Below are 18,818 nucleotides of genomic sequence, written 5' to 3'. Positions count from 1 at the left end.
GAAAATGGTACATAATGGTATTGAATACGGGGACATGCAATTGATTTCCGAATCTTATTTCCTTCTGAAAAATCTCCTTGGACTATCTGCTGAAGAATTCCATGAAGTCTTCTCTGAATGGAATGAAGGGGAACTTGATAGCTATTTGATTGAAATTACTGCTGATATTTTCAAAAAATATGATGAAGAAACTGGCAAGCCGATGGTCGATGTCATTTTAGATAAAGCTGGCCAAAAAGGTACAGGGAAATGGACAAGTCAAAGTGCGCTTGATCTTGGTGTTCCGCTTCCAATCATTACGGAATCCGTGTTTGCCCGGTTTATTTCAGCAATCAAGGACGAGCGTGTCGAAGCGAGTAAAATCCTTCGTGGTCCAAAAGCTGAATCATTTACAGGCGACAAAAAGGCTTTGATTGAAAGTATCCGAAAAGCACTTTATATGAGCAAAATCTGTTCATATGCACAAGGATTTGCACAAATGAAAGCAGCATCAGAAGAAAATGACTGGAACTTGCAATATGGGGAAATCGCGATGATTTTCCGTGGTGGATGTATCATTCGTGCACAATTCCTCCAAAAAATCAAGGAAGCGTACGATCGTGAAGCAAACTTGAACAACCTTCTACTAGATCCTTACTTCCAAGGGATCGTCGAAAGCTATCAAGGAGCTTTGCGTGAGGTAGTGTCAACGGCTGTGATGAACGGAATCCCGGTTCCTTGCTTGTCATCGGCACTTGCCTATTTCGACAGCTATCGTACAGAAACGCTGCCAGCTAACCTGATTCAAGCTCAGCGTGACTATTTTGGAGCCCATACTTACCAACGCATTGATAAAGAAGGAACGTTCCATACTGAATGGATGGAAAAATAAAAGTTCAAGCCGGCTTAAAAGGGATTCCCTTTTAAACCGGCTTTTTTCTATCTCTGATGCTCTACAAGGTCAATGACCCCTAATGCAACATGTGCCAAACCTAAACCAAAAACCGTATTAGCTACCATTTTGTTTGAGCCCCGGGTCTGCTTCATTGCATAACCCGCAGCTGTCACGGATGTGCCCAAGGTTTAGCGATACTGTCACTAAGGGTCTTTTTTAGTGTAACCTCAAGGGCTTACCATTCTTTTTAGATAAGGGGAAAAATGGTGAGAATGAACTAGTTGTAAATAGTTCCAATTAATTTACCTTTTTTAGGGAAAATGTAGTATGATGTATGACATTCATCCTTGCTTTTTTAGGTTTAAACTCCTGTGGAAAAAGGAATATAAACATTGAAAGAGCTGGACGGACCGTAGGATACAGTAGGCAGAAAGAGAGAAAAGGAGCGGAGGACTTTATGTTCATCATCTGGTGGGCTGTAGCCATTTTTTTATTTTTCATTGCCTTAGAATCCGGTGTTTCATTTTGGCTCAACTCGGAAAAAGAGGAAGGAATATCCAAGTCCAAGGAAATGTTTCATATTATCCGGAATAAATTACTTAGGAAGAGTGTTTCATGAATGAAGGATGCAGATACAAATCTGCATCCCTTTTTCATTTTATTCATTATTTTCGTTTTTCTTGACTTGCCACCAAATATGTCCATCTTCGGCAAGGAGTTCATCGGATGCAAGTGGACCTGTGGATCCCGCCTCATAGTTAGGGAAAGACTCGTCTTTAGTATTTTCCCATGCATTGGAAATCGTATCGACGAACTTCCATGAGAGGGCAACCTCGTCCCAGTGCGTAAAGTTTGTAGCATCCCCGCGCATGCTGTCAAACAATAATTTTTCATATGCCTCGGGAGAATTGATGTGTTCGATCCCTTTGTTCGAGACGGTCAGCTTCATTGGCTTTGTATTGGATGTCGTCCCGGATTTCTTAACATTTAAGTACAATGTGATACCTTCGTCAGGCTGGATATTGATGACGAGAAGATTCGGGTTCAGCGTTTCTTCCGTTTTATAATACAGATTCATGGGGATATCTTTGAATTGAACAACGATATTCGTTGATTTGACATCCATTCTCTTACCGGTACGGATATAAAAAGGAACACCGGCCCAACGGAAGTTATCAATCATCAATTTACCCGCAACATACGTCTCAGTGTTGGATTCGGGATTTACGTTATGTTCATTGCGGTAGGCCGGAAGTGTTTGTCCATCTATCGTTCCTTCACCATATTGGCCACGGACGAAGTATTGATTGACTTCGTCTACTTTCATTGGTCGAAGTGAACGCAATGCCCGCACTTTTTCGCTTCGAATCTCTTCTGTCGTCAAAGCGATCGGGGGTTCCATGGCAAGCAAGGCTACCATTTGCAGAAGATGGTTTTGGACCATATCCCTTAGGGCACCGCTGGTTTCATAATAACGTCCGCGTTCTTCAACGCCAAGTGTTTCGCTTGAAGTAACCTGGATGTTGGATATATATCTGTTATTCCAAAGCGGCTCGAATAGGGCATTGGAAAAACGGATGACCTCGATATTTTGGACCATTTCTTTACCTAAATAATGATCGATGCGGTAGATTTCATCTTCAGCGAATGCAGTCCGAATCTGCTCATTCAATTTTTGTGCTGTTTCGAAACTGTGTCCAAATGGCTTCTCGATGACCAGGCGCTTATATCCATCCGTGTCACTCAGGCCTTGAGCTTTAATCTGTTCGGCAATCGTTCCGAAAAACTCGGGTGCCATCGCCAAATAGAAGATCCTGTTTCCTTCTAATTGATATTGACCGTCTAATTGTTCGGCAATGTCTTTTAATTGCAAGTACGATTCTGAACTTGAGACGTCATGGGAGTGATAATGGAAATGGGAAATGAATTCGTCGACCTTTTCTTCCGCATGTCCGAACGTGAGAATCGAGTCCTTGACACTTGTTTGGAACTCCTCGTTCGTCAATGGCCTCCTTGCCACTCCGACGACCGCGAACTTATTGATTTTCTCTTTTTGAAATAGTCGATATATGGAAGGAAACAATTTCCTTTTCGCTAAATCTCCGGTAGCACCAAAAATCATGATCAATGCTGTGGGTTTATTGTTTTCTGTCATGTTAAAACCTCAACTTTCCGTTAAATCTGTCTATAAAGTTGGAATTCCCGTATGTGTACCAATTTCTAATTTTACGTTTAGCTTTCCCTCAAAGCAATCAATTTGCGCATTTTTTCTCATATTTCATTAAAAGTTTAATTTGCTTTCGGTTTTAATGGGTCATAAATGAAAGAGCACCTTGGTTATGCTATAGTTAAGTCATAAAGTATTTGCAACGGAGGTAGTATCGTGGATTTCGTTTTATTGGGTACAGGCGCTGGCGTTCCGGCCAAAGCGCGTAATGTGACATCAATCGCCCTTCAATTATTGGAAGAACGAGGGACGGTTTGGTTATTCGATTGTGGGGAAGCGACACAGCATCAAATATTAAAAACGGCGGTCAAACCGCGAAAGGTTGAAAAGATCTTCATCACCCATTTACATGGTGACCACATCTTCGGACTGCCTGGTTTTTTAAGCAGCAGATCTTTTCAGGGCGGAGTCGATAAATTGACCGTATATGGTCCACATGGCATAGATTCATTTATTAAGACGAGCTTACAGGTGAGTGGAACTCATTTAAAATATCCCTTGGAAATAATCGAAATAGAAGAAGGCACAGTGTTTGAGGACGAACAATTCACAGTGACTGCCATGACGCTTGATCATGGCATTTACAGCATCGGTTATCGGATTGTGGAAAAAGATCGGCCGGGTAGCTTACTGGTCGACCGGCTGCGGTCTGAAGGAGTGAAGCCGGGGCCTCTTTTTAAAGCATTGAAAAATGGACAAACGGTCTGTCTCGATGATGGCCGTGTCTTAAATGGGAAGGACTATATCAGTGCTCCGCAAAAAGGCCGGATCATCACGATTCTTGGTGATACAAGAATGTGCAGCAATGCGCTCATTCTTGCTGAATCGGCGGATTACCTTGTTCATGAAGCTACATTTTCAGCGGAAGAATCTGAAATGGCATCAGCTTATTATCATTCGACCACCGTTCAGGCTGCAGAAACGGCTTTGAAAGCGGGAGCTAAGCATCTAATCCTTACGCATATCAGCTCACGGTATACTTCAGAGGATGCTGTGAGGCTAAAAGAGGAAAGCAAAGCGATCTTTGCAAATACGATCATGGGTGAAGATCTGATGGCAATTAAAGTTCCTTTGTATTCAGAGGAATCGGGCTGCTGAAATCAAAGCCAATGTTTGATATAATTAATCAATTGTTCATTGGATATTTAAAGGAGTGTAAATATGACTGACAAAAGTGACCTACATACTAAAGCAATGGATTTTCTCCTGAAAACAAGCCGGACTTTTTTCATTCCAATCAGCTATCTTCCAAAGGGATTGCAAGAGGCTGTTGGAGCTGCATACCTTTGCATGCGCGCCATCGATGAGATCGAGGACCACCCAGGTCTTCCTGCAGATATTAAGGTTTCCCTGTTACAGGCCCTTAGTGAGCTTCCGGATGCGAATTTCAAGGAAGATGATCTTCAAAAGTTATTTGAACCATATAAGGATGATCTGCCCGAGGTGACCCTTTTTCTTTCGGACTGGGTTGAATTTTGTCCCCCTGGTGCAAAAGACAAAGTACTGGAGTCAACAAAGGAAATGGCCGAAGGCATGGCAAAATGGGTTACTAAGGACTGGCAAATCCATAATGAAGAGGAACTCGATGATTACACTTATTATGTTGCAGGTTTAGTGGGGGTCATGCTCTCCGATATGTGGAACTGGTACGATGGAACCGAAACGGACCGTGAACTTGCCATCGCATTTGGTCGCGGACTCCAAACGGTCAATATCCTGCGTAACCGTGAGGAAGATGCAGAACGTGGTGTGAATTTTTATCCGGATGGCTGGGGTTTCGACGAGATGCTTGCCCATACGGAGCGTAATCTTGCATTAGCCGATGCGTACATTGGAGAGATTGAAACGAAAGAGATCACCCAATTCTGTAAAATACCCTTGGAATTGGCAAAAGCCACATTGAAAGCCTTAAAAGAAGGCAAAGAAAAAATTGATCGTGCTACAGTTACCGAAATTGTCAGCCAGGTTGTCGAACATTGATTTTTCAAAAAGCTGCTGTGAAAGATACCATACCTTTCACAGCGGCTTTTTTCATGTTTTACATTTAGAACTCAAAAAATTCTAAAAAGTTAAAAAATATATTGGAATAATTGGGACTAAACGATTATAATTTAGGACATAAAAGCGAAAAAAGCTGGCACCGTTAGTAAAACATTATTTTAAATAAGGAAAAAGCGGGGGGAAAATATGAAAAAGAAATTATATTCAACTGCAGCTATGACATTGGTCGCAGGTTTATTATTGGCTGGGTGTGGAAATGAAAAGGAAAAAGATGCGGCAAAGGATGAAAGCGGAAAGGATACATTAAACATTGGGGTAACACAAATCGTTCAGCATGATTCCCTGGATCAAGCATACGAAGGCTTCCAGGCGGCGTTGAAGGATAGTGACATCAATGCGAAATATGATCTTCAAATTGCACAGGGTGACCAAAACAACAGTCAAACGATTGCCAATAACTTCGTTGGGGATAAAGTGGATCTGATATTTGCGAATTCGACTCCTAGTGCCCTAAGTGCTTTAAATGCGACCAAGGATATTCCGATCGTCTTTACATCGGTTACCGATCCTGTAGCGGGGGAGCTTGTCACTTCATTGGAAAAACCAGGCGGAAATGTGACGGGTACGACGGATTCCCATCCTGAAGCCATTGCAAAGTCAATGAAATTCCTAGCGGAAGAGCTTGGCGCCAAGACGATTGGAACGGTTTATAACACAGGGGAGCAAAATTCAGTCGTCCAAATAAAAAATGTGAAAGCGGAAGCGAAAAAAGCTGGATTGAAAGTCGTGGAAGCATCCGTCTCGACTTCAGCGGATGTTAAACAAGCAACGGAATCATTAATCGGAAAAGCGGATGCTTTCTATATCATTACTGATAATACAGTTGTCTCGGCACTGGAATCGGTCATTTCCGTGGCGAAAGATCAAGATATCCCATTGTTTGTCGGCGAACTTGATTCCGTGAATGCGGGCGGTTTTGCAGCATATGGCTTCAGTTACTATGATATTGGTTATGAAGCGGGGCAAAAAGCGGTTGAAATCCTGAAGGATGGTAAAAAACCTGGAGATATCCCGGTTCAATATCCACAAAAACTGAAATTGGTCATCAATGAAAAAGCAGCAAAAGATATGGGTGTTGAAATAAAAGAAGAATGGAAAGCAGATGCTGAGTTTGTAAAATAAACTCTGCTTTTGTTCGGGGAAGGAAGAAAAAAATGTTCTCAGCCTTATTCAACTCTTTTGAGTCGGGAATGATTTATGCGATCATGGCACTTGGTGTCTATTTAACATTCAGGATTCTCGACTTCCCGGATATGACAGTGGAAGGCAGTTTTGTGACAGGGGCCTCTGTTGCCGCGATTATGATCGTTAACGGTTACTCGCCGATCGTTGCCACGTTGAGTGCCATGGTGGCAGGGTTCATCGCTGGGACGATAACGGGGTTCCTGCATACCAAAGGGAAAATCAATCCTCTCTTGGCAGGTATCTTAATGATGATTGCGCTTTACTCGATAAATTTGAGGATCATGGGTGCATCAAACATTCCGTTGCTTTCCCAAACAACCATTATCACGAATATCCAGGATGCCTGGGCTGGCACCGGGCTGGACAATTTGTTGAATGGTCTTTTATCATTCGTGGGTCTCGGTGACAGCCTGCCAAAAACATGGGCCATATTAATCGTTATGCTTATTGTGGCTGTAGTCATCCAAGCAGGAATGTCAGCTTTTTTAAAAACGGAAATTGGTCTAGCCTTACGGGCGACTGGTGATAATGAAGCCATGGTCAAGAGTTTTTCCGCCCATACCGGCAACATGAAGATTCTCGGACTAGCAATCGGAAATGCACTTGTTGCTTTTTCGGGATCCTTGGTTGCCCAATATAACGGTTTTAGCGATATAGGCATGGGGATTGGAATCATTGTCATCGGATTGGCATCCGTCATAATCGGTGAGGCTCTATTTGGTGCAAAAACGATTGCACGTGCGACGCTTGCGGTCATTGGAGGGGCGATCATTTACCGAATCGTCGTAACCTTGGCACTTCGCGTTGAATTCCTTGAAACAGGGGATGTTAAATTAATTACGGCACTTATTGTGGTCGGGGCACTTGTTATTCCAAAAATTTCCGATAAACAAAAGGAAAAAAACCGGAAGAAAAGGCGGCTTAAAGAAATACAGATGCGTCATGATGGCACTTTACCGAAAGGGGGGGAAGAATATGCTTCGGTTAAATCAGATTTATAAAGTGTTCAATGAGGGAACTCCAGATGAAAAGCTAGCTCTTGGAAATCTGGAATTACAGATGACAAAAGGCGAATTTGTAACAGTCATCGGAAGTAATGGAGCAGGTAAATCGACTTTGATGAATATGATTTCCGGTAAGATTCTCCCTGATGCCGGTGAAGTCATCATCGATGGTGAAAACGTATCGTCCATTGAAGAACATGCCCGTGCAAAAATGATTGGACGCGTTTTTCAGGATCCCATGCTGGGTACGGCACCGCATATGACGATTGAAGAAAATATGGCAATTGCCTATGGCAGAACCAATAGAAGAGGTTTAGGCTTTGGGGTGACAAAGAAACGGAAAGAACTTTTTAAAGATTGTTTGGGCACCCTTCATTTAGGCTTGGAAAACCGGATGACTGCAAAAGTGGGATTATTGTCAGGGGGGGAGCGTCAGGCACTATCATTGCTGATGGCGACCTTCACCGATCCTAAAATCCTGCTTCTTGATGAACATACTGCAGCGCTTGATCCTTCGCGGGCAGAGCTTGTTACAAACCTGACGAAGGAAATCGTCGAAAAGAACCAATTAACGACGTTGATGGTGACTCATAATATGCAGCAGGCAATCGATCTTGGAAATTCCCTGATCATGATGGATAAGGGTCAGATCATTTTTGAAGCCAGAGGCGCTGAAAAGCAGAAGTTAACTGTCGAAAAACTGCTTAACGAATTCCAACGCATCAAAGGCGAAAAAATGATCAATGACCGTGCTGTGTTGATTTAAGATGATGAAAAAGGCCCGACCCAGGTGAGATTTGGGTCAGGGCCTTTTGTTTTGGGGTAATTAATAATATCAGGTCCTATTACTGAAGAAATGCTTTGCATAACTAAAATGGTTATCGCGGGGTGCTCATGAACGATCTTGATAAAAGATGTCAATCGCTGTCGGCTGTGCTCCATGATGAACTATCGTTCTTTCTGTTTCCAAAAATCATTTTTATGAATGGCCTTTTTTTCGTCTTTTTAGTGGCAGCAGCTTCTTCAGCCGCGAGGTAATAATCAAAGTGCTGACCCGTTGGTGTTTCTAACGCTTCGATACGGGCTTCGAGTTTCTTAACGAGTTTGTGCATTTCTTCCATTTCACTTCTGTGCTGTAAAAGCTGATAGGATACAACATCGTCCGCTTTTGTTTTCAGGCCATTTTCAAGCCTGATGACCCGTTCAAGCAGTTGATCATGTTCTTTATTCGGTTCGGAGTGTTTCTGGATGGTTGCTTTTCTAATCTTATTCTCTGAGATGCTGACTTTTTGGAGAATGATGCCCTCGTTCAGCTGATCTTGAACTTTTCTCAATAATGCAATGTCTTCATCCGAAAACTGGTAGTGGCCAAGCTGATTCCGTTCTACTTCCATGTTCAATTGGGTGACCCAGCGTTGAATCGTACTATGGGAAACATTCAGTAACCGGGCAACTGCACTTGTATTCATCGAGATTCCCCCCTTTTGGTTTTGAATTCGATAAGTATGGGGGAATTCCTTTACAGATGACAAAACATGTATTCATTCGGCAAAGAAAGTGGAATTCCTACGTAATTTGCATGAGGAGCAATCCAAAGTGAATCCCCTGTGAAGCTTTTTGCAAATTCTTTTAGAAGCATTTGTTATGGTGTGGATGATGGTCAATCAAGCTAAAAAGGGAAAAGTGATCCAGATGTCGAATTTACCCTTAAAACATGGAAGAAGGAGGGCTAGCATGAACAGGATCAACATTATAACTTTAGGTGTCAGGGATATTACTGAATCATTAAGGTTTTACCGGGACGGGTTGGGATTCCGTACATTGATAAAAGAGGACGATCCCGCAATCGTTTTTTTTAATAATGCCGGAACGAAACTTGCTTTGTATCCTTTAGAGGAACTGGCAAAAGACATTGATGAGATAAAACCGCCTAAGAAAAATGGTTTCCCGGGTCTTACGCTCGCTTATAATGCTAAATCGATTGAAGAAGTGGATGAAGTGATCAACAAGGCTGAAAAGTCTGGGGGAACAATCGAGAAATCACCTCAGGATGTTTTTTGGGGAGGATACAGCGGATATTTTTCAGACCCTGATGGTTACTATTGGGAGGTTGCGTATTCGAAGGATTGGAGTTTCGATGAAAATGATATGCTGATTATAAAGTAACGCTCACTTCAGAAGGTTTACCCTTTATAAGATGTCTGGATCATAAAAAGGGCTGTTGCCTGGCCATTGCCGTAGGAGTGGCCAGGCACAACAGCCGGTCATCATCTTGCGGCTACTGCGAAACTACATATTTGGCTAGTTCTTTACTTATTTGATTGCCCATTCGCTTTGATTGCTCTGTCGCTTCTTGTACACAGGCAATGAATGCATCTTCCACTTGATGTGCTTGTAGTGCTTTCAGACCTGCTTCAGTCGTTCCGCCTGGTGAAGTTACTTCCTTTCTTAGTACGGCAGGCGTTTTAGGTGATTTCTGTAACATGTCGGCTGCGCCCATAAGTGTCTGAAGAATCAATTGCTTAGCGGTTTCGGAATCGAGACCTATTTTTTCTGCCGATTTTTCCAATGCCTCGACCAAGTAATAAATATAAGCAGGACCGCTGCCTGATAAGCCTGTTACCGCATCTAGCTGGGTTTCATCGACCACTGCCACCGTACCTACCGTTTCAAAAAGGGTAATCGCCGTTTGTAATTGCGAGTCTTTCGTATGACAGTTAGCCGCAAGGGCCGTTGCTGATTTTCCTACAGCTGCTGATGTATTAGGCATGGCACGGACGATCGAAAACCGCTTGTTGGCGATTCCTTCCAAACTAGTTGTATGAACACCGGCAACAACGGAAATGAACTGCATTTCTTCACGGATGTATTCTTTTATTGATTGCATCGTTTCTAAAATATCTTTCGGTTTCACCGCCAGTACGACAAGGTCTGCATCCTGTACTAATAGCTGCAGCGATCTTGTTGCAGTAACACCATATTGGTCCTTTAAATAAACGAACCGATCATCATTTGATTTATTGGTTACAAAAATATTTTCTGGTTCAATTACCTGTTGGGTCACCAGCCCCGAAATGATTGCCTCTGCCATCGATCCAGCTCCGATAAACGCGATTTTTTTCATATTTCCCGCTCCTTTTTCTTTTAAATTTTCGGCCTTTTTTCGAAAAACAAAAAGACCCCTCATCCAATAAAGGACGAAAGGTCTAGCTTCCGTGGTACCACCTTTGTTCAACCTTTCCGTAATAAATAAACAGAAAAGCTGCACTTGAATCCTCTAACGCGGGAATTACGTCAGGTTTTCCTGAAGGCTCATAAGGTAGGTTCAATAATGAGGGGGCGATGAAGCCTTTCAGCACTTTCCGAGCTTCACTCTCTTTACGCCATCAATAATTTACTTGGCCTTAATCAAAGCCATGCCGTCTTTAATTACTTGTGATTATGAAGGATATATCAGTACTCTGTCAATGATAATATATGCATGGACGATAAAAAATAGACATGAATTATGTGAAAATAATGACAGTAATTAAAAATACATGTAAAATGGTAATTATACATGATAACTATACTTAGAATCCTGGTTAGCGTATAAAAAGATTTATATAAATATAATTATTCTAAGGTGGAAAAGATTATGGCGAATTGGAATGGAGATATTGCAAAAATTGCTTTGCCCACGCCCTTTGCAGTGGGTGATGTGAATGTTTATGTAGTTAAAGGGGATGCTTTAACGTTAATCGATACTGGAGTGAAAACAAAACGATCAAAGGAAGCCTTGACTAACGGGCTTGGGGATTTAGGTCTGAAACTGACTGATATCGAACAAATCATTTTAACACATCATCATCCCGACCATGCTGGTGCACTCGATTTCTTTGAAAAGGAAATCCCGGTTTATGGACACAAAAACAATCAGCGCTGGCTTACTATCAGTGATGATTTTCTTGAAACCCATAATCGTTTTTTCCTTGATTATGCCCAAAAGTTCGGAGTAGCAGAAGAGCTGAAAAATAAACTGATCCATAACCGAGACGAAATCGGTTTCCTTAGTGAACGGAAGCTGCATGGATATTTGGCTGAGGGAGATGAGCTTCCTGGTCTTCCAGGCTGGAAAGTGATCGAGACTCCGGGTCATGCGCAAAGCCATTTATCCTTTTACCGGGAAAGTGACGGGGTCATGATCGCTGGCGATCACTTGCTTGCCAAGATTTCACCTAACCCATTAATGGAACCACCTTTACTTCCCGGAGGCATGAGGCCTCGCCCATTACTGCAATATAATGCATCACTTCAGAAATTATTGGATTTTCCCATATCCACAGTTTACTCCGGACATGGATCTGAGGTGGAAGGAGATGCGGTTGCCGACTTGATTCAATATAGATTCGAGCGGCAGCATAACCGTGCCATGCAGGTGAAAGGCATGCTTCAAGATAAGCCTTTATCTGCCTTTGAAGTGTGTCAGCAGCTGTTTCCGAAAGTATACCTTCAGGAAGTGGGACTGACACTTTCGGAAACGGTCGGTCAGCTGGACTATTTAGAAGACTTGGGTGAAGTTCAAACAGAAATCCAATCAGGGGTCATTCTGTATTCAATCGCTTAATGTTCGTAAGGAGGCCGCTTTTTTTGAATAAGTTGCAAGGTAAAGTTATTGTTATTACCGGTGCTTCCGGAGGGATTGGCAAGGAACTTGCCATTCAAAGTGCAAAACAGGGAGGACGTCTCGTCCTCTTGGCCAGAAGCATGGATAAATTACTTCTGTTAAAGAATGAACTGATCACCCAATATGGGATTGATGCATATGCCTATAAGCTTGACGTTGCAGACACTGATCAGGTGACAAATGTTTTTAATGACATCCATGAGCAAATAGGTGAAGTGGATGTGTTGGTCAACAATGCGGGTTTCGGCACGTTTAAAGAAGCGCAGGATACGGAATTAAATGAAACGAAAGCAATGTTTGCTGTCAACGTCATTGGGCTAATGGCCTGCACAAAGCTGGTTTTACCGTATATGAAGCAGAGAAAATCGGGGCATATCATCAATATCGCTTCACAGGCCGGTAAAATCGCCACTCCTAAATCAACATTGTACTCTTCTACCAAGTTCGCAGTTCTTGGCTATTCAAACGCACTTCGGCTCGAGCTGATGGAAGATCATGTTTTTGTGACCACCGTCAATCCTGGCCCTATAGAAACGAATTTCTTTAACATTGCGGATGAATCAGGTGCATACTTAAAGAACGTTGAAAAATTCATGCTTAAGCCTGGAGATGTCGCTGCTAAAATCGTAGCGGCGATGCTGACCAATAAGAGGGAAATCAATCTCCCTGGCTGGATGAATTTAGCTGGGAAATGGTATAACATGTTTCCGAAGATCACCGAAACATTAGGAAAAAAAGCATTTTTTAAAAAGTAGGCTATACTTTCGATACCGGACAGGTCAAAGATGGTCTAATATTAGGTAAAGGGGAATGTCGATGACATTCCCCTTTTTTGAAATAACCGAAGTTTTCATTTGAATTGGTAACTATTTCATGGGGAATCCGTCTATTTCTATTAGGAGGGATTTTCATGAAGATGATTGTAAACCTTTATATATATATATTCGTCGCCTTTATTCTGGGTAGCTGTCAATCCCCCGATTGGAACATGGATGAACCCATTGATAAAGGGGAACAAGGTTTCATTACGGATCTTGACGATAAAAGGGTTTTGATTAAAGGGACGTACTATAAGGTGACCAATGATACATATATTCAAGATCAACATGGTAATGACCTCGATTATTCCGACCTGGAAATCGGGATGAAAGTGAAACCATGGCACCGGGGCGGGGTGAAGAAATCATTTCCTGGGAAAGCGGAAGCAAAAATGATTCTTGTTTTGACGGATGAAATCAGCTTAGCCGAACAAAGGGCGGTCACTGCTGCTCTCGATCATGTCAGCAAAGCGGAAAGCCAGCGATTCATGGTTCTCGAAGTCGTCCATTTACCCTCAGAGCATGTTTATAATATCGAAATGATGAATCGTTCCAACTTGGATTCTTCATTCATTGTGACAGTTGAGGATTTAACGGATGAAATATTATATATAAAATAAAACAACCGGACTGATTCACTTCGAATTCTGTCCGGTTGTTTTATGGGATATCACTGGATTTTATAAAGTTTTTGCACCTAAATATTTTGGTTTCCAATAAGAATTATCCATATCCGTGATGGTTATTCCTTTAGAAGACGTAGCACTGATGAATTGACCATTTCCGATATAGATCCCAACATGGGATACTCCTGTTCTTCCAGAAGAAGTATCAAAGAATACAAGATCACCCTTAGCTGGTGAAGATACTTTTAAACCCGTATTGGAATAGAGCAAGGATGTTGTACGCGGTAAGGTAATCCCTTGTGATTTCTGGAATACGTAATAGACGAAGCCTGAGCAGTCAAATCCAGTTGGTGTTGTTCCGCCCCATTTGTAGGGTTTGCCTATTAAGGTTTTTGCATAGCTGATCAAGCTAGTATTATTGACATTATAAACACCAAGCGCATTAAATGTGTTGCGGCCGGCAATTCCGTCGGCAGTCAACCCTTTGGCTTTTTGGAATTTTTTTACTGCGGATACAGAATAGGTGCCGTAATATGTAGTCAGTGAACCTGAATATGTGAAATAACCTTTGGTTTTTAATAGTTGTTGTAGTTGTTTGACATCACTATGTGTCATTCCGGGTCTGAGGGTTTGGTCTCCAATGTTGGCAAAGGCTTGCAGTGGGGTTAGCATCATGGCAGATGCAACAGCAGCTGAAGCGATCCATTTCTTCATAATTTTCATTTCCTCTCTATCTATCTTTCTATTATTTCTTAACAATATTATCCTACAATACCATTATGACAATTAGACATAATTTTCGTTACATTTTCATTACAAAAAATGAGCATTAAGACTGGATTTTAAACAGACGAAAGTCTGTTGAAAAGGGTGGGGGAAGTTAAAAAAACTGAGTATATGGACCTATTGGATATTAATCAAGCTACCAATTGATCTTTTTCAAAAAAACTATTTGGATACTGAGTTTAAATTTGGAATTTCACCCATTTTTAGTATCTATTATATTTTTCAAGGAAATTACAATAAAAAGTAGAAATTTGTATGAAAACTTCCATTGAATAAGAACGTATATTCGGTTAGAGTTATGAATATAATAAAGCGAACGTATATTCTTGTTAGGGTGAAGAGATGATGGATTATGGGACGATGCCGAAACAATCAATTATGTGTATCGATATGAAAAGTTTTTATGCAAGCTGTTCAGCGGTCATGCTTGGGCTGGACCCGCTTGATTGTTATCTGGCGGTGGTTGGTGATTTGAAGAGGACAGGGAGCATTGTGCTTGCGGCTTCTCCAAAGATGAAGAAGGAATTTGGCATCAAGACAGGTTCGCGGATGTTCGAGATTCCGAATGATCCGAGGATTGTCGTCGTTGAACCTAAAATGGCGACTTATTTAAGGGTCTCGACGGAAATCACCCGCTTGTTCAACCGTTATGTGCCCAAAGAAGCGATTCACGTATATAGTGTGGACGAAAGTTTTGTGAAAGTCGATGGTGCCGCTTCTTTATGGGGAGATGCCCGCATGATAGCTGAAAAGATAAAAGATGAAATTGAACGGGAATTACAGCTCCCCTGTGCCATTGGAATTGGACCGAACATGCTTATGGCAAAACTTTGCCTTGATTTGGAAGCCAAACATAAAGGGATTGCGGAATGGAAGTATGAGGATGTACCAAGCAAACTTTGGCCGATTTCCCCGCTGCGTGAAATGTGGGGGATCGGCAGGCGCGTAGAAAAAACCCTTCATGGAATGGGCATATTTACGGTTGGGCAGCTTGCCAATTATGATCTTGAATTACTTGAAGCGAAGTTTGGAATTATGGGCAATCAGCTTTACCACCATGCCTGGGGAATAGATTTATCCGATATGGGGGCAGCGATCATCGAAGGGCAGGTCAGCTTCGGTAAAAGTCAAATCCTGCTGCGGGATTATAAGGAGGAACATGAGATAAAGCAGGTCATGCTGGAAATTTGCGAAGAAGTTGGAAGAAGGGCACGCACCCATCGTAAGGCAGGAAGGACGGTGAGCCTAGGCATTGGTTACAGCAAGGATGAGTTTGGCGGAGGTTTCCATCGTTCGCGTTCGATTAACGAGCCGAGCAACATTACGCTGGAGTTATATAAAGTTTGCCTGGAGCTTTTTCATGAGAACTATAAGCAAAAAACGGTTCGAAGCATAGAGGTCAGACTCTCGAATATTGTAGATGATAACGAAATGCAGCTGACTTTATTTGATGCTTCGCGCTGGAAGAAGCGGGAATTGAGTTACACGGTTGATCGAATCCGCCACAAATATGGAGCCAAATCGTTATTGCGTGCAGTTTCGTATACAGAAGCAGGTACAGCCGTTTACCGAAGCAAGCTGCTTGGCGGGCATAAGGCGTAAGGTTGACTTTGAAAGGAGGAAAAAGAATGATTCGTGATCGCGGCCGTATCAAATGGACATCGATGATGTTGCCGGAACATGTGAAGATGCTGCGGGATTGGGTGGTGGAGGATAGCTATGAAACGAAGCGCATCCTGGATGAACAGCAACTGGAAGAAATGAATGCGGTGATGGGGGAAGCGATGGAGGAAAGAAAGGATGTCACGATTGCTCATTATGAAGGAAACCGGTATCAGCTGTTAATCGGCAGGATCCATTATTATAATGAGCTCACCCAAAAGCTTCATATCGTTGATCGGTTTGAGCAGGCTCACTATATCAGGCTTTCCGATATAGCGGATGTAAGGATAATGGAATGATGAGCGGAAGGGCTGTTCCCCAAGGGACAGCCTTTCATTTTCGAAACGGCATCGTGATGAAAGGAACGACGTGGCATAAGAGAATCGGCATTGGTTAGAACGGTCCATGAGGAAAGTGATTTTCGTGAGGGCTGATCTTGCAAAAGGAAGCAGGCAGTTTCGTTAACAGAAACGTTTTTATCGTTTATAATGGAGGAATGCAAAGACACCGGGAGGCAGCAATCATGTATATTGAATGGACGGAAACAGCGGCTGAGAAAGTAGCCGGTAAGGTACAGGGACAAGAAGGATATTTACAGTTGAAATATGATACTGATGGCTGTGGCTGCGTGGTAAGTGGTGTGACGGCGCTATGGTGGGTCAACGAACCTGAAGAAGGTACTGAAAAAGTGGAAACGAACGGAATCCCGCTATATGTTGAGAAATCAAAAATGATTTTTCTTGATGAAGTCATGAAAATAGACTTTGTTCCGGAAGCGAACAGCTTTCAATTAAAAAGTCCGAATCAAATCTTAAATCCGAGGATGAGCTTTTTTAATAAAATCTAACTAAAAGCAAAAGAGGGATCTTGGATACCCTCTCTTTTCTTCTCAGACAAGTTTTAGAAACTGATCGATTTGATCTTCATATTCTTTTGGATTTTCATTATAAGATTGAGCGTGGGCCCCTTTTTTAGCGATGTACAGCTGCTTTGGGCCCTCTTTTGCTGCATATAATTCCGCTGTCATGGAAGCGGGAATGAAACTGTCATTTTCACTATGGATGAAAAGCACGGGTTTTCGGATATTTTTCATATAATCGATTGGGGACACTTCATTGGTCCAATATCCGTCACGGAGTTTGATGAACGTACGCCCAAGCGGAAACACGGTCCAAGAAGGAAATGGGACTTCATGCTTGAGCTGGTGTTTGATCTGATCCTCGAAGTTTGAAAATGGACAGTCGGCAATATAAAAATCAGCGCCATCTTCAAGCATTCCGGCATATAAAAGCAGAGTTACGGCCCCCATGGATTCTCCATGAATGCCAATATGAAGGTCGGGACCTTTACGTCTTTTCAATTCATCGATTACGGCCTTCAGGTCGAATTTTTCATAATGTCCATAACTGCTCGTCTTGCCACCGGAATCCCCATGCCGGCGGTGGTCATAAATGATCGCATTGAAGCCCCGCTTAAGAAAAATGTTCATGTACTTGATCGAATTGACTTTGTTCTCCGTCACACCATGAGAAATGACCACCCACTTTTTGGTGTCATGCGGTTCGATAAACAAGCATTTCAAGGAATATCCTGATGGTGACGATACCCAAATTTCCGATTTAGGCAGATTATCAAAATCCTCCGTGATCAGGCGTTTAGCCATGATTTCACGATTCTGGATAAAATCATCTTCCTTCTTTTTCATGTACATGATCCGATTGGAAAAATAAATGCCGACGCCGATGATATACGATAGGATTCCAGCCAGTGTAAACCACCATTTCTTCATGAAAGGTCCTCCTCGGTTGATTTTCTTTATTTTACCATGAGGGAAAAGGGAAAACACTGTTTGAAAACCATGATGAGGAAAACGGCAGTCATGATATAATAATTTCATAAATGGCCAGGAGGTTTTAAGGATGAAAAAGAAACAGCCGCGAAAACAAAATCAAAGCAAAAACCAAGATAAAGATTCATCTTCATTGAAACTCGGTGATATGATCAATCAAGATATCATGTCCCAGCTTCGTCAAAAGCAAAAAGAACTTAATGAGGCTGAACAAGAGAAAAGGGCAGCGGAAGAAGAAAAAAAACGTGAAGAAAGAAAGCGGCGGGAGAAGAATAAATCATTCGAAGAACTATTGGGTGAAAGCAATCTGAACTGGAAGAACTATAAATGAAGAACAGGGAGCAGTTAAAGTTTTAAAAGGGCTGGCTCCCTTTTTCCGTTCAGGAAGATTTATTCCTTGCTGATATTCCTTTATTTTATAAAGTATAACGATTATATTAAAGATAAGTTCGATATGATTGCATATCGGATGGACTACTATTAGCTGGTGATATGATGCAAAGTAAAATAGAAAAAGTACTGGAAGACCAATTATGTTTCCTGCTTTATGCAAGTTCGCGGGAAATGACGAAGAAATATAAACCGCTGCTTGATAAACTTGAAGTGACATATCCTCAATATCTTGTTTTGCTTCTATTATGGGAACAGGATACACTTACAGTAAAAAAACTTGGCGAGCTCCTTGCCCTCGACTCAGGAACGCTTACCCCCATGTTGAAACGAATGGAGCAGAATGGCTTGATTGTCCGTGAACGTTCAACTGAAGATGAACGTTCTGTCATGATTAAGTTGACGGAAAAGGGACTTGGTTTACAGGAAGAGGCCTGTTTCATTCCCGATCGCATTTCGGCTATGTCGGGTGAGGATAAGAGGGTGGTTGAGGATTTAAAAGCTTCGCTGCTCCAACTATTGAAAACATTACAGCAATTTTAGTGAAGAAAAGACGCTTGGTAACCCCAAGCGTCTCAGTTTGTAGACAAAAGGGGTTCGGAATTTAAAAAATTCCGAACCCCTTTTAAAATTCCCTTGAAATTTTGACCAAAGGATAAGAGATTTGGGC

The 18,818-nt window shown here is 42.1% G+C and carries 21 protein-coding genes; 15 read left to right on the top strand and 6 right to left on the bottom strand.

The features are described from left to right. Positions 1 to 871, top strand: an 871-nt coding sequence (gene gndA, locus ACIQYG_RS00105) for an NADP-dependent phosphogluconate dehydrogenase (RefSeq protein ID WP_402834973.1), incomplete at its 5' end; no start/stop codon positions are given. A gap of 47 nt (positions 872 to 918) precedes the next feature. Here gndA and ACIQYG_RS00100 read toward each other — a convergent pair. Both ACIQYG_RS00100 and zwf read right to left on the bottom strand, forming a co-directional pair. Continuing rightward, a complete protein-coding gene (locus tag ACIQYG_RS00100; protein WP_402834972.1) occupies positions 919 to 1,059 on the bottom strand; it encodes an asparagine synthase in 141 nt (46 codons plus the stop codon). 473 nt (positions 1,060 to 1,532) lie between these two features. Then, positions 1,533 to 3,029 carry a glucose-6-phosphate dehydrogenase gene (gene zwf, locus ACIQYG_RS00095; protein WP_402834971.1) on the bottom strand — a complete coding sequence of 499 codons (1,497 nt, stop codon included), beginning with the start codon at positions 3,027 to 3,029 and terminating at the stop codon, positions 1,533 to 1,535. 228 nt (positions 3,030 to 3,257) lie between these two features. On the opposite strand from zwf, the gene rnz reads away from it, so the two are divergent. From rnz to ACIQYG_RS00070, 5 genes are all read left to right on the top strand, one after another. Beyond that, positions 3,258 to 4,199 carry a ribonuclease Z gene (rnz, locus tag ACIQYG_RS00090; protein ID WP_402834970.1) on the top strand — a complete coding sequence of 314 codons (942 nt, stop codon included), beginning with the start codon at positions 3,258 to 3,260 and terminating at the stop codon, positions 4,197 to 4,199. A gap of 63 nt (positions 4,200 to 4,262) precedes the next feature. Further along, positions 4,263 to 5,081: a squalene/phytoene synthase family protein gene (locus ACIQYG_RS00085; RefSeq protein WP_402834969.1), complete on the top strand. Its 819-nt coding sequence runs from the start codon at positions 4,263 to 4,265 to the stop codon at positions 5,079 to 5,081. A gap of 207 nt (positions 5,082 to 5,288) precedes the next feature. After that, positions 5,289 to 6,284, top strand: a complete 996-nt coding sequence (locus ACIQYG_RS00080) for an ABC transporter substrate-binding protein (RefSeq protein WP_402834968.1) — start codon at positions 5,289 to 5,291, stop codon at positions 6,282 to 6,284. 32 nt (positions 6,285 to 6,316) lie between these two features. Continuing rightward, positions 6,317 to 7,348, top strand: a complete 1,032-nt coding sequence (locus ACIQYG_RS00075; protein ID WP_402834967.1) for an ABC transporter permease — start codon at positions 6,317 to 6,319, stop codon at positions 7,346 to 7,348. Further along, complete coding sequence (locus ACIQYG_RS00070; protein ID WP_402834966.1) at positions 7,323 to 8,117, top strand: ABC transporter ATP-binding protein; 795 nt, start codon at positions 7,323 to 7,325, stop codon at positions 8,115 to 8,117. Before ACIQYG_RS00075 ends, ACIQYG_RS00070 begins: the two co-directional genes overlap by 26 nt. Before the next feature lie 151 nt (positions 8,118 to 8,268). Here the strand turns inward: ACIQYG_RS00070 and ACIQYG_RS00065 are convergent, their stop codons facing one another. Beyond that, positions 8,269 to 8,820, bottom strand: a complete 552-nt coding sequence (locus tag ACIQYG_RS00065) for a MerR family transcriptional regulator (RefSeq protein WP_402834965.1) — start codon at positions 8,818 to 8,820, stop codon at positions 8,269 to 8,271. 265 nt (positions 8,821 to 9,085) lie between these two features. On the opposite strand from ACIQYG_RS00065, the gene ACIQYG_RS00060 reads away from it, so the two are divergent. Next, positions 9,086 to 9,517 carry a VOC family protein gene (locus tag ACIQYG_RS00060; protein ID WP_402834964.1) on the top strand — a complete coding sequence of 144 codons (432 nt, stop codon included), beginning with the start codon at positions 9,086 to 9,088 and terminating at the stop codon, positions 9,515 to 9,517. 112 nt (positions 9,518 to 9,629) lie between these two features. Here the strand turns inward: ACIQYG_RS00060 and proC are convergent, their stop codons facing one another. Continuing rightward, positions 9,630 to 10,475, bottom strand: a complete 846-nt coding sequence (gene proC, locus ACIQYG_RS00055; protein WP_402834963.1) for a pyrroline-5-carboxylate reductase — start codon at positions 10,473 to 10,475, stop codon at positions 9,630 to 9,632. A gap of 513 nt (positions 10,476 to 10,988) precedes the next feature. Between proC and ACIQYG_RS00050 the strand changes: the two genes are divergently transcribed. The 3 genes from ACIQYG_RS00050 to ACIQYG_RS00040 all read left to right on the top strand — a co-directional run bounded on the left by ACIQYG_RS00050 (position 10,989) and on the right by ACIQYG_RS00040 (position 13,455). Beyond that, positions 10,989 to 11,957, top strand: a complete 969-nt coding sequence (locus ACIQYG_RS00050) for an MBL fold metallo-hydrolase (protein WP_402834962.1) — start codon at positions 10,989 to 10,991, stop codon at positions 11,955 to 11,957. A 23-nt stretch (positions 11,958 to 11,980) separates the two neighbouring features. Continuing rightward, positions 11,981 to 12,772 carry an SDR family NAD(P)-dependent oxidoreductase gene (locus tag ACIQYG_RS00045; protein WP_402834961.1) on the top strand — a complete coding sequence of 264 codons (792 nt, stop codon included), beginning with the start codon at positions 11,981 to 11,983 and terminating at the stop codon, positions 12,770 to 12,772. Positions 12,773 to 12,927: 155 nt separating this feature from the next. Further along, positions 12,928 to 13,455 carry a hypothetical protein gene (locus tag ACIQYG_RS00040; protein WP_402834960.1) on the top strand — a complete coding sequence of 176 codons (528 nt, stop codon included), beginning with the start codon at positions 12,928 to 12,930 and terminating at the stop codon, positions 13,453 to 13,455. A 60-nt stretch (positions 13,456 to 13,515) separates the two neighbouring features. On the opposite strand, the gene ACIQYG_RS00035 is transcribed toward ACIQYG_RS00040, so the two are convergent. Further along, positions 13,516 to 14,175 (bottom strand): C40 family peptidase, encoded by a 660-nt coding sequence (locus ACIQYG_RS00035; RefSeq protein ID WP_034308187.1) that lies wholly within the window; start codon positions 14,173 to 14,175, stop codon positions 13,516 to 13,518. 414 nt (positions 14,176 to 14,589) lie between these two features. Between ACIQYG_RS00035 and ACIQYG_RS00030 the strand changes: the two genes are divergently transcribed. The 3 genes from ACIQYG_RS00030 to ACIQYG_RS00020 all read left to right on the top strand — a co-directional run bounded on the left by ACIQYG_RS00030 (position 14,590) and on the right by ACIQYG_RS00020 (position 16,756). Next, positions 14,590 to 15,849, top strand: a complete 1,260-nt coding sequence (locus ACIQYG_RS00030; RefSeq protein ID WP_402834959.1) for a Y-family DNA polymerase — start codon at positions 14,590 to 14,592, stop codon at positions 15,847 to 15,849. Positions 15,850 to 15,875: 26 nt separating this feature from the next. Next, positions 15,876 to 16,208 carry a YolD-like family protein gene (locus tag ACIQYG_RS00025; protein ID WP_402834958.1) on the top strand — a complete coding sequence of 111 codons (333 nt, stop codon included), beginning with the start codon at positions 15,876 to 15,878 and terminating at the stop codon, positions 16,206 to 16,208. Between the two features lie 224 nt (positions 16,209 to 16,432). Next, positions 16,433 to 16,756 (top strand): iron-sulfur cluster biosynthesis family protein, encoded by a 324-nt coding sequence (locus ACIQYG_RS00020; RefSeq protein WP_402834957.1) that lies wholly within the window; start codon positions 16,433 to 16,435, stop codon positions 16,754 to 16,756. 42 nt (positions 16,757 to 16,798) lie between these two features. Here the strand turns inward: ACIQYG_RS00020 and ACIQYG_RS00015 are convergent, their stop codons facing one another. Continuing rightward, a complete protein-coding gene (locus ACIQYG_RS00015) occupies positions 16,799 to 17,698 on the bottom strand; it encodes an alpha/beta hydrolase (protein ID WP_402834956.1) in 900 nt (299 codons plus the stop codon). Between the two features lie 130 nt (positions 17,699 to 17,828). Between ACIQYG_RS00015 and ACIQYG_RS00010 the strand changes: the two genes are divergently transcribed. Continuing rightward, a complete protein-coding gene (locus ACIQYG_RS00010; protein ID WP_402834955.1) occupies positions 17,829 to 18,089 on the top strand; it encodes a YqkE family protein in 261 nt (86 codons plus the stop codon). A gap of 164 nt (positions 18,090 to 18,253) precedes the next feature. Further along, on the top strand, positions 18,254 to 18,691 hold the full coding sequence (locus ACIQYG_RS00005; RefSeq protein ID WP_402835473.1) for a MarR family winged helix-turn-helix transcriptional regulator: 438 nt from the start codon (positions 18,254 to 18,256) through the stop codon (positions 18,689 to 18,691). Positions 18,692 to 18,818: the final 127 nt, after the last annotated feature.

Origin of the sequence: Peribacillus sp. NPDC096622 (assembly GCF_044762665.1) — a bacterium.
In the GTDB taxonomy this organism is placed as follows: domain Bacteria; phylum Bacillota; class Bacilli; order Bacillales; family DSM-1321; genus Peribacillus; species Peribacillus frigoritolerans_B.
Note: the sequence above shows the minus strand (reverse complement) of the source record. Positions and strands in the feature narration are given on the sequence as shown.

Bases quoted from the DNA above. Each gene is read 5' to 3' on its own strand.
- zwf (WP_402834971.1), bottom strand. From the start codon at position 3,029: ATGACAGAAAACAATAAACCCACAGCATTGATCATGATTTTTGGTGCT.
- ACIQYG_RS00085 (WP_402834969.1), top strand. From the start codon at position 4,263: ATGACTGACAAAAGTGACCTACATACTAAAGCAATGGATTTTCTCCTG.
- ACIQYG_RS00080 (WP_402834968.1), top strand. From the start codon at position 5,289: ATGAAAAAGAAATTATATTCAACTGCAGCTATGACATTGGTCGCAGGT.
- ACIQYG_RS00075 (WP_402834967.1), top strand. From the start codon at position 6,317: ATGTTCTCAGCCTTATTCAACTCTTTTGAGTCGGGAATGATTTATGCG.
- ACIQYG_RS00070 (WP_402834966.1), top strand. From the start codon at position 7,323: ATGCTTCGGTTAAATCAGATTTATAAAGTGTTCAATGAGGGAACTCCA.
- ACIQYG_RS00065 (WP_402834965.1), bottom strand. From the start codon at position 8,820: ATGAATACAAGTGCAGTTGCCCGGTTACTGAATGTTTCCCATAGTACG.
- ACIQYG_RS00060 (WP_402834964.1), top strand. From the start codon at position 9,086: ATGAACAGGATCAACATTATAACTTTAGGTGTCAGGGATATTACTGAA.
- proC (WP_402834963.1), bottom strand. From the start codon at position 10,475: ATGAAAAAAATCGCGTTTATCGGAGCTGGATCGATGGCAGAGGCAATC.
- ACIQYG_RS00050 (WP_402834962.1), top strand. From the start codon at position 10,989: ATGGCGAATTGGAATGGAGATATTGCAAAAATTGCTTTGCCCACGCCC.
- ACIQYG_RS00040 (WP_402834960.1), top strand. From the start codon at position 12,928: ATGAAGATGATTGTAAACCTTTATATATATATATTCGTCGCCTTTATT.
- ACIQYG_RS00035 (WP_034308187.1), bottom strand. From the start codon at position 14,175: ATGAAGAAATGGATCGCTTCAGCTGCTGTTGCATCTGCCATGATGCTA.
- ACIQYG_RS00030 (WP_402834959.1), top strand. From the start codon at position 14,590: ATGATGGATTATGGGACGATGCCGAAACAATCAATTATGTGTATCGAT.
- ACIQYG_RS00025 (WP_402834958.1), top strand. From the start codon at position 15,876: ATGATTCGTGATCGCGGCCGTATCAAATGGACATCGATGATGTTGCCG.
- ACIQYG_RS00020 (WP_402834957.1), top strand. From the start codon at position 16,433: ATGTATATTGAATGGACGGAAACAGCGGCTGAGAAAGTAGCCGGTAAG.
- ACIQYG_RS00015 (WP_402834956.1), bottom strand. From the start codon at position 17,698: ATGAAGAAATGGTGGTTTACACTGGCTGGAATCCTATCGTATATCATC.
- ACIQYG_RS00010 (WP_402834955.1), top strand. From the start codon at position 17,829: ATGAAAAAGAAACAGCCGCGAAAACAAAATCAAAGCAAAAACCAAGAT.
- ACIQYG_RS00005 (WP_402835473.1), top strand. From the start codon at position 18,254: ATGCAAAGTAAAATAGAAAAAGTACTGGAAGACCAATTATGTTTCCTG.